The following is an 8363-nucleotide window of genomic DNA, read 5'->3' as shown; positions in this document are numbered from 1 at the left end:
TCTGACAGCCGTTTTTGATAGGATCACCATTACCAGTCTCGCGGGGTGCCCGGCGCCCACGGCATGCACGACACTTCTGCTCCCACCGATTTCGAAATTATCTCTCTGTCCGATCCTCAACAGGCCATGTCTTTGGCGGGCATTCAGGAGGCCAACTTGAGGTGGATCAGTCGCTTCAGTGGGGCTTCTGTAACGCTGCGCGGGCAAGACCTGTACCTGAAAGGCACCCCTCAGCAGCGGCAGCAGGTGCGGCAGTGGCTAGAATTGCTGAAGCCGCTTTGGCAAACTGGACACCCTGTCACGGTGATCGATGCAGAGCAAGCTTTTCGCGCCCTCTCCGGGCAGGAGGCTGCGGCCTATCAGCAAGCGCAAGCAGGTGTGTTGGCCCGCACCCGCAAGGGAGAGCTGATCCGGCCCAAAACGCCCCGCCAGCAGGAGTATGTGCGAGCCATTCGCGCCCACGACCTCTGCTTCGGCATCGGGCCGGCAGGCACCGGCAAAACTTATCTGGCCGCTGTTGTAGCCATTGCTGCCCTGCAAAACCGGGAATATGAGCGTTTGATCCTCACTCGCCCTGCCGTGGAGGCGGGGGAGAAGTTGGGTTTTTTGCCGGGGGATCTGGTGGAAAAGGTGGATCCCTATCTGCGGCCCCTCTACGATGCCCTGTTCGAGTTTATCGACCCGGCCAAGCTGCCCCAGTTGATGGAACAAGGGGTCATCGAGGTGGCGCCCCTGGCTTACATGCGGGGGCGCACTCTCAGCAATGCTTTCATCATTTTGGACGAAGCCCAGAACACCACCCCGGAGCAGATGAAGATGGCCCTCACGCGGCTGGGCTTCCGGTCGCGCATGGTGGTTACCGGGGATCTCACCCAAACGGATCTGGGCAAGCATCGCCTGTCGGGCTTGGCCGCTGCGGAGCGCATCCTGACGGGGGTGGAGGGGGTTGCTTTTTGCTACTTTGACCAGCGGGATGTGGTGCGTCACCCATTGGTGCAGCGGATTGTGGATGCCTACGACCGCTATGAGAGCCAGCAGTGATACTGGTGATACCTACTCATGATGAGTTGCGGAACGGTGCTCTTTTTCGATGCGGTGGGCACCCTGTTTCGGGTGCGGGGCGGCGTTGGCCAAGCTTACAGCCAGGTGGCAGCAGAATATGGGGTGAGGGTGGATCCCCCAGCGTTGGATTGCGCCTTTGCCCAAGCTTTTGCCCAGGCTCCAACTCCGGCCTGCCCAGGCTTGACGGGATCCGTCTTGCAGGAATGGGAGCGGGCCTGGTGGCGGCAGGTGGTGCGCCAGACCTTCGCCCAAGTGGGATCCCTGGCTGCTTTCGGGGAAGGGCAGTTTGAGGTGTTTTTTGCCCACCTGTTCGAGTACTTTGCCGGGGCGGGGCCCTGGGAGCTCTATCCCGAGACGCTGCCGGTTCTACAGGTTCTGCAACAGGAAGGGATCCGGCTGGGGGTGATCTCCAATTTCGACAGCCGCCTGCCCGGGGTGCTACAGCAGTTGCAGTTGGGTTCCTACTTTTCCAGCCTCACCCTTTCCACCCAGGTGGGCTATGCCAAGCCCGATCCCCGCATCTTCCAAGCTGCCCTGGCGGCCCAAGGGATCCCTCCCGCAGCCGCTTGCCACATCGGCGATAGCCACCGCGAAGACTATCAAGGGGCCAAAGCAGCGGGCTTGAAAGCCCTTTGGCTGGATCGAGAAGGAAAAGATCGCTCCTGCCAAGGACGGATAGCCGATCTGTGGGGAGCCCTTTCCATTCTCAACGGCTCGCAGCAGAATTGAGCAGCAGGGGGGCGAAAACCCCATCTGGCTTGAGCAAATAACGCCGCAGGTTCATCTGCCGCTCCAGAAGACAAGCGTGGCCGCTCAAGGGCGAGATCTCCACCTGCGCCCGGGGCAGCCGCTCCGCCAGCCGGCCCACCTCCTGCACCGACGGCAACAGGCGATCCCGCCCCCCCGCCACCAGCAACGTCGGCAGGGTCATCGACTCCAGGGGCAGCTCCTCCACGACAAACGATCCCAGCAAGGCCAAGCGCTGGGCAGCCACCTCTGGCGGGACGCTGTGCACGGCCTGGCGCAATCGCTCCCGATCCGGCGGCTCGATTTGGTTGAGCTCGGCCAAAAACCCCAGCCCCCGCTCCGACAATTGGTGATAGAGCCCTGGCGGCAAAAAGGGCAGCAGCCAATGCCCCGCCCACCACCAGGGCCGACGTCGCAGCGACGAGGCCGGATTGACCAAAACAAGGCCGCGGCACCGTTCCGGCCAGCGGGCAACCACCAACAAGGCTAGGCAGGCCCCAAAAGATTCTCCACACAAGTAGGCTCCTGTTTCCAACTGGGATCCCACCCAGTCGGCCAGGGTCTCCCAGCTATTTCCCGCCTCTGGGTGGTTCAAGCTCAGGGGGCGAATGCAAAACTCCCGCTCCAAAGCCCGCGCCTGCCGGTAAAACAACCCGCCTGTGCCATCCATACCGGGCAGGTACAGCAACAGAGGCCGCTCCTGACCGACTGCCTCCTTTGCCGGGCAGATCAAGCTAGAGGTTATCAGCTCGCCACTCAACTTTCTCATTTCCCTGCCAATCCCAATTGCACCTGTTCTCGGGCCGCTGCGGTTAGCTCTTGAATCACCTGCATTCGTTCGCGTCGGGATCGGTGGCGCTGCTTCCCAGTGACCCAGAGGGGGGATCCTACTCTGAGCACCACCCGCCGATACAACACCACCGGATGTCCCCCTTCCTGTTGAAAGCGGGGCTCGCTGGGGTCAAACCAGCGAAAGAAAGCCATGGGAATATCCACCCCCCGCCATTCTTCCTGGGCCCACACGGCCACCGGCAGAATCGGCAAGGGATCCACCGTTGCCGCCAAGGCCAGATGGGCAAAGCCCGGCTGAAACTGCCCCAACTCCTGAGGCGAGGTCGCACGGGTGATCTGCTCCGCGCCTTCCGGAAAGATCCCCACCCCCACGCCTGCCGCCAAGGTGGCCTGCGCCTGGCGAAAAAAATGGATTTGCTGCCGGGATCCCTGCTTGAGGGGAAGGCAACCCAGTGCCAGGGCCACCTCCCGCAGCAGCGGCACCTGAGACAGGTAGTAATGACAGGCAAAGCGAATTGGCCGATCCAACCCCGCGATCAGCACCGGCGCATCCAGGAAGCTGCGGTGATTGCTCACCACCACCAGCGGGCCGGCGGGAATGCGCTCCCCCCCCTCCACCCACACTTCCGTCTGGAAAAGGCTGAGCAACGACTGAGCCAGCATCTTGGAGTCTGGCGGCCAAGCCAAAACAGACAGGGCTGGGGACAACGGTTGCCAGAACGCTGCGAAGGATCCCATCAATAGTCCACCCCGCGTCGCAGATCGGCTCCCTGCTCGGCATAGTGCTTGTGGCTCACCATTTCCGAATGGACAGAGGCCAGCTCGAAATAGGGCAAGGGGGCATGGCAGCGGCCCGTAATGATGATCTCCGTATCGCGCGGCTTGCGCAACAAAGCCTGCACGATCGGCTCCACATCCAGCAGCTCCAGATCCACCGTCGGGTTCAGCTCATCCAAGATGATGGTTTTGTACAGGCCGGAAGCAATAGCTGCCCGTGCCAACTCCCAGCCCCGCTCCGCTTCTACATAGTCGATTTCTTGCTGTTTACCTCGCCAGACAATCGCATCCCGACCGCAACGCTGGTGATCCACCAGGTCGGGGTAGCTTTCTCGCAAGGCCCGAATGGCCGCATCTTCCGTGTAGCCCGTTCCCCCCTTCAGCCACTGCATGATCAGCACGCGGTGGGAGAGATCCTTGCTGATGCCGCGCCCGATGGCCTGTAGAGCCCGACCCAGAGCGCTGGTGGATTTTCCCTTGCCGTTGCCGGTGTAGATCTCAATGCCGCTGGGCTGGCCGTTTTGGGGATCCGCCCCCCGGCGCAGGCTGCGCATTTCCGAGTGCAAGTCTGCCAGGTCGATAATTTCCTTGGGCGCCCCCCGCCCGGTGATGATCACCTCCATCTCCTCCGGCTTTTGCTTGAGGGTGTTGACGACCTCATCCACCGGCAGCAGGCCCAGATCCAGCACCGGGTTGAGCTCATCCAGCACCACCACCGAGTAAAATCCTGACGCCAAAGCTCCCTTGGCCACATCCCAGCCGCGGCGGGCCTCCTGACGGTCGAACTTGGTGATCTCGTCCGGGCCGAAGAACTCCCCGCGTCCGGTGCGCAATTGATCGATGAGATGGGGGAAGCCCCGCTGCAGAGCAGCAATGGCCGCATCCTCGGCGTAGGTGCGGCCCGGCCCCTTGAGAAACCGCACCAACAACACCCGGCTGGGGGCCGCCTTTTCGATCCCCAAACCAATGGAGCGCAGCACAACCCCCAGCGCCGCCTGGGACTTGCCTTTGCCCTCACCGTCGTAGACGTGGATCTGGCCCCGTCGGCGGTCGAACTGCTGGGCGGTTACAATGCCGATTTCTGCCATGCCCCTCCGCATCGTGCCGTTGTCCAGAACTCTTGCCCTGCTACCCCCATCTTAGAGTCTAGCCACAGGTTTTTAGGAAAGCTGGCCAGGGGCCAGAAAAAGCCCTCAAGAGCCGAGAAAGGCCAGGATAAGATGAGCAATGGTTGTCCAGTCAATGCCTGTCTAGCGAGGGATCCCCCTTGTATCCGACTGCATTTTCTTCTCGCCCCTTATTTTCTGCCGTCGATAGCCCCATTGAGCTGGTGGGTGGAACACCGCTTATCCGCCTGCGGCGAGTGGCTGCCGATTTGCCGGAATCGGTGCGGGTTTACGGCAAGGCAGAGTGGTACAACCCCGGTGGCTCCGTCAAAGATCGCCCTGCCCTGAACATGATTCGCGCCGGCGAACGCCAGGGCAAGCTCACCCCCGGCAAGATCATCCTGGATGCCACCAGCGGCAACACCGGCATCGCCTACGCCTGGATCGGGGCGGCCTTAGGCTACAAAGTCAAGCTGGCCCTGCCGGCCAACGCCAGCCCGGAGCGCAAGAAGATCCTCGCGGCTTACGGCGTGGATCTGGTCTTGACGGATCCCGCCCTGGGATCCGATGGGGCCATCGAGAAAGCCCGCGCCCTCTACGCCGAAAACCCCGAGCTCTATTTCTACCCCGACCAATACAGCAACCCCGCCAACTGGCAGGCCCACTACGAGACCACAGGAGTAGAAATCTGGGAGCAAACCCAGGGGCAGGTCACCCATTTTGTAACCGGGCTGGGTACCAGCGGCACCTGTATGGGGGTAGGGCGGCGCCTGCGGGAGTGCCGCTCCGATATCCAAATCATTGCCATGCAGCCGGACTCTCCCTTTCATGGCTTAGAAGGCCTCAAGCACATGGCCACCGCCCTCAAGCCCGAGATCTACGATCCCACCCTGCCCGACCAGCACATCGAGATCTCCACAGAAGCAGCCCAGAAAATGGTCAAGCGCCTGGCCCTAGAAGAAGGCTTGCTGGTGGGCATCTCTGCCGGGGCCAATGTGGTGGCAGCCCTACAGGTGGCCCGTCAACTTTCCTCCGGAGTGGTGGTGACCATCTTTTGCGACGGGGCTGACAAGTATCTCTCGGAGCGGTTTTGGACGGAGGATTGACCTTACCGCGGCAGGATGCAAAAGGGCCAATGCCCTTAACAACTGCACACCTCTGCCGCTATGATGGTTAGGCTTAGAAGCGGATGTGGCGGAATTGGTATACGCGCACGTTTGAGGGGCGTGTGGCTTTGCCTTGCGAGTTCGAGTCTCGCCATCCGCACTGGGCCCGACCCCTCTCCCGGAGCAGGAGAGGGGAAGTGGGCAGTGGCGAGCCAGCCGAGAATTGATCTCGGCCTTTTGCGCTATTCCCGAACGGCGCCCTGCAGGCGTGCGCCCCAGGTGCGGGCAAAGCGCAGGTCAGCCCCAGCCAGATTGGCCTCGCGCAGATCGGCCCCCCGCAAGTCGGCGCCGTACAGGAATGCAGAAGAGAGGTCGGCCCCTCGCAGGTTGGCGCCCCGCAAATCTGCGCCTTCCAGGTAGGCGCCACTCAGGTTGGCTCCGCGCAATTGCGCCCGCCGCAAATTGGCCCCCACCAGGTAAGACTGGCTGAGATCGGCGCCCGTCAAGAGGGTGCGCTCCAGATTGGCCTCAATCAGGTCGGCACCCTGGAAGTTAGCCTCTGCCAGATCCAGGTTGCTCAGCTCGAGGGATCCCAGGCGGCAGTTGGGACAGGTTCGGGAAGCCATGAGATAGCGCAGGAAGCAGGCGTTGGGGGTTGTGGCGGCGGCAGTGGAGGCCACGGCTGCCGTGGTCAGCAGCGCTAAAACGGCGGCAGCTTTAAGATGTAAGTTCATGGTGACCAAGCCTCATCAAGGGTTGACGGCGACAATCCGCCAGAGCGGGGTTGTCCTGGGTTGGTCACATGATAGTGGCATCCGTCGGCTTCGACCACTCCACAGGTCTGCCTCGGCTCCCGGATTGACAAATTCCCTCAAGCTGCGATGACGTTGCGGCCTTATCGCCCTAGAGCTGGTGGGCTATCGCCGGGCGGGGGCGGATCTTGCAGCAGCGGCTGCAGCCCATGCCAAGACAGTTGCCCCAACCCTGCCAAAACCCCCAGTATTGCTGAGGAAGCCAGGACGCGATCCCAGCGGATTTTCGGCCTTCTCGGGCTGAAAGCCAGGGATCCGCTCCTGGCAACAGGAAGCGAGCGACGACGCAAAAAGTGTCCACAGCGGCGACAGCGACGATCGGAGTCGGGGTTTAGCCAATGGCAGGCTGGGCAGCGGAGCATGGCAAGGCCACAGATCCCATAACGATCCCATTTTGATGGGTGGGGAGGATATCGAAGATTCCTCCGGTTGGCTTGAGGGCAACCATTACTGCCTGCACTCCCCTGGATTGTGGACCAGGTTTGGGGCATCCTCAAGAGAGCACCTGGTGTGCCACGGCAGCCGGGATCCCTATCTGGGTGACAGGCTGTCGTAAGCATTGGATAGGAAGCCTTGATCAGCAACTCTGTGCCGGCCCTATGCAGATCTACCTAGAAAACATCTGTAAGCGCTATGGCCGCCGTGAGGTGGTGAGCGACGTCAGCTTGCACATTCAGCAGGGAGAGATTGTTGGGCTGCTGGGGCCCAATGGGGCAGGGAAAACCACCACCTTCTACATCATGACCGGCCTGATCCAGCCCAACCGAGGCCATGTCTGGCTGGATGACCAAGATATTACTCACCTACCGATGCACCGCCGGGCCCAGTTGGGGATCGGCTATCTGGCCCAGGAGCCGAGCATCTTTCGTCGCCTCAGCATCCAAGACAACTTGCTTCTGATCATGGAGCAGACACGGGTGCCTCGCCGCCTTTGGCAACAACGCCTCAACCAACTGCTGGAGGAGTTCCGCATTGCCCATGTGGCCCACAGCCTGGGCCTGCAGGTCTCGGGGGGAGAGCGGCGCCGCGCCGAGATCGCCCGCGCCTTGGCTGCCGGGATCCACGGGCCGAAATTTCTGCTGCTGGATGAGCCGTTTGCGGGGGTGGATCCCATTGCGGTGGCGGATATCCAGGAGGTGGTGGCCAAGCTGAAGCATCGCGGCATCGGCGTGTTGATTACCGACCACAACGTGCGGGAGACGCTGGAGATCACCGACCGGGCCTACATTCTCAACGATGGAGCCATTTTGGCCAAGGGCACGGCAGCAGAGCTGGCGGCGGATCCCTTGGTGCGCAAGTATTACCTGGGGGAGAAGTTCCGCCTCTAACGAGCTTCCTCTACTGCCAGGAATACAAAGCCCGCAGGCGTTGGCTTTTCTTGTGCTGGTGGGCTTGCATGCGGGCCAGCAGCTCGTCAAGAAGGGCGACCGCCTCCAGCAGATAGGGGCCTTTGTTGAGCATCACGCATTCGGCGCGGGCGGACATCACCGCATCGGAAAGCTCGGGCCGCGAGGGCAGGCCCTCTTTGGTGAGCTGATCCAGCACCTGCGTAGCCCACACCACCGGCACATGGGCGGCCTCGCAAATCCACAGCAGTTCTTCTTGGATCTCGCCCAAGCGCAGCCAACCGATCTCCACGGCCAGATCTCCCCGGGCAATCATCACCCCCAGCGGCCTATCAGCAGCCGTCGCGATGAGAGCTGGCAGATTTTTCACCGCCTGTCGGGTTTCGATTTTGAGGATCAACCCCAAGTCGGGCCGGGCCTGCCGCCGCTCCAGCTCGGAAAACAGCAACTGCAAATCCGCCGGCTGCTGGACAAAGGAATAACCCACCAAGTCGGCATGCTGCACCACAAAATCCAGGTCTTGGCAGTCTTTCTCGCTGAGGGGGCGGATCTGCAGCTGGCTATCGGGGAAATTGAGGCCTTTTTCGGCTCGCAACTTCTTGCCCTGGGGAGCAA

The 8363-nt window shown here is 61.8% G+C and carries 9 protein-coding genes and 1 tRNA gene; 5 read left to right on the top strand and 5 right to left on the bottom strand.

The annotated features are described in order from the left end of the window. Positions 1 to 63: 63 nt before the first annotated feature. Together NW857_RS05395 and NW857_RS05390 are read left to right on the top strand one after the other, a co-directional pair. Entirely contained in the window at positions 64 to 1041 is a 978-nt protein-coding gene (locus tag NW857_RS05395; protein WP_414335303.1) for a PhoH family protein, read from the top strand. Positions 1042 to 1059: 18 nt separating this feature from the next. Continuing rightward, positions 1060 to 1791: an HAD-IA family hydrolase gene (locus tag NW857_RS05390; protein ID WP_414335301.1), complete on the top strand. Its 732-nt coding sequence runs from the start codon at positions 1060 to 1062 to the stop codon at positions 1789 to 1791. Here the strand turns inward: NW857_RS05390 and NW857_RS05385 are convergent. The 3 genes from NW857_RS05385 to NW857_RS05375 are packed head-to-tail and all read right to left on the bottom strand — an operon-like array spanning position 1769 to position 4466. Further along, positions 1769 to 2578 carry an alpha/beta fold hydrolase gene (locus NW857_RS05385; RefSeq protein WP_414349138.1) on the bottom strand — a complete coding sequence of 270 codons (810 nt, stop codon included), beginning with the start codon at positions 2576 to 2578 and terminating at the stop codon, positions 1769 to 1771. The genes NW857_RS05390 and NW857_RS05385 overlap by 23 nt on opposite strands. Further along, complete coding sequence (locus NW857_RS05380) at positions 2575 to 3339, bottom strand: lysophospholipid acyltransferase family protein (RefSeq protein ID WP_414336768.1); 765 nt, start codon at positions 3337 to 3339, stop codon at positions 2575 to 2577. The genes NW857_RS05385 and NW857_RS05380 overlap by 4 nt, the downstream gene beginning before the upstream one ends. Continuing rightward, entirely contained in the window at positions 3339 to 4466 is a 1128-nt protein-coding gene (locus NW857_RS05375; protein ID WP_414335296.1) for a cob(I)yrinic acid a,c-diamide adenosyltransferase, read from the bottom strand. Before NW857_RS05375 ends, NW857_RS05380 begins: the two co-directional genes overlap by 1 nt. Positions 4467 to 4645: 179 nt before the next feature. On the opposite strand from NW857_RS05375, the gene NW857_RS05370 reads away from it, so the two are divergent. After that, a complete protein-coding gene (locus tag NW857_RS05370) occupies positions 4646 to 5590 on the top strand; it encodes a PLP-dependent cysteine synthase family protein (RefSeq protein WP_414335294.1) in 945 nt (314 codons plus the stop codon). A 79-nt stretch (positions 5591 to 5669) separates the two neighbouring features. Beyond that, positions 5670 to 5750, top strand: a tRNA-Leu gene (locus tag NW857_RS05365). Positions 5751 to 5832: 82 nt separating this feature from the next. Here the strand turns inward: NW857_RS05365 and NW857_RS05360 are convergent. Continuing rightward, on the bottom strand, positions 5833 to 6324 hold the full coding sequence (locus NW857_RS05360; RefSeq protein WP_414335292.1) for a pentapeptide repeat-containing protein: 492 nt from the start codon (positions 6322 to 6324) through the stop codon (positions 5833 to 5835). Positions 6325 to 7001: 677 nt separating this feature from the next. Between NW857_RS05360 and lptB the strand changes: the two genes are divergently transcribed. Next, positions 7002 to 7730 (top strand): LPS export ABC transporter ATP-binding protein, encoded by a 729-nt coding sequence (lptB, locus tag NW857_RS05355; protein WP_414335290.1) that lies wholly within the window; start codon positions 7002 to 7004, stop codon positions 7728 to 7730. Positions 7731 to 7740: 10 nt separating this feature from the next. On the opposite strand, the gene NW857_RS05350 is transcribed toward lptB, so the two are convergent. Beyond that, a partial coding sequence (locus NW857_RS05350) for a pyruvate kinase (RefSeq protein ID WP_414368208.1) occupies positions 7741 to 8363 on the bottom strand: 623 nt, incomplete at its 5' end.

This window comes from Synechococcus sp. H55.9 (genome assembly GCF_047462355.1).
Classification (GTDB): domain Bacteria; phylum Cyanobacteriota; class Cyanobacteriia; order Thermostichales; family Thermostichaceae; genus Thermostichus.
This window is presented reverse-complemented; position numbering and strand designations above follow the sequence as displayed.

What these genes read in the sequence shown, in the direction of transcription:
- NW857_RS05395 (WP_414335303.1), top strand. Translation starts at nt 64, where the DNA reads ATGCACGACACTTCTGCTCCCACCGATTTCGAAATTATCTCTCTGTCC.
- NW857_RS05390 (WP_414335301.1), top strand. Translation starts at nt 1,060, where the DNA reads ATGATGAGTTGCGGAACGGTGCTCTTTTTCGATGCGGTGGGCACCCTG.
- NW857_RS05385 (WP_414349138.1), bottom strand. Translation starts at nt 2,578, where the DNA reads ATGAGAAAGTTGAGTGGCGAGCTGATAACCTCTAGCTTGATCTGCCCG.
- NW857_RS05380 (WP_414336768.1), bottom strand. Translation starts at nt 3,339, where the DNA reads ATGGGATCCTTCGCAGCGTTCTGGCAACCGTTGTCCCCAGCCCTGTCT.
- NW857_RS05375 (WP_414335296.1), bottom strand. Translation starts at nt 4,466, where the DNA reads ATGGCAGAAATCGGCATTGTAACCGCCCAGCAGTTCGACCGCCGACGG.
- NW857_RS05360 (WP_414335292.1), bottom strand. Translation starts at nt 6,324, where the DNA reads ATGAACTTACATCTTAAAGCTGCCGCCGTTTTAGCGCTGCTGACCACG.
- lptB (WP_414335290.1), top strand. Translation starts at nt 7,002, where the DNA reads ATGCAGATCTACCTAGAAAACATCTGTAAGCGCTATGGCCGCCGTGAG.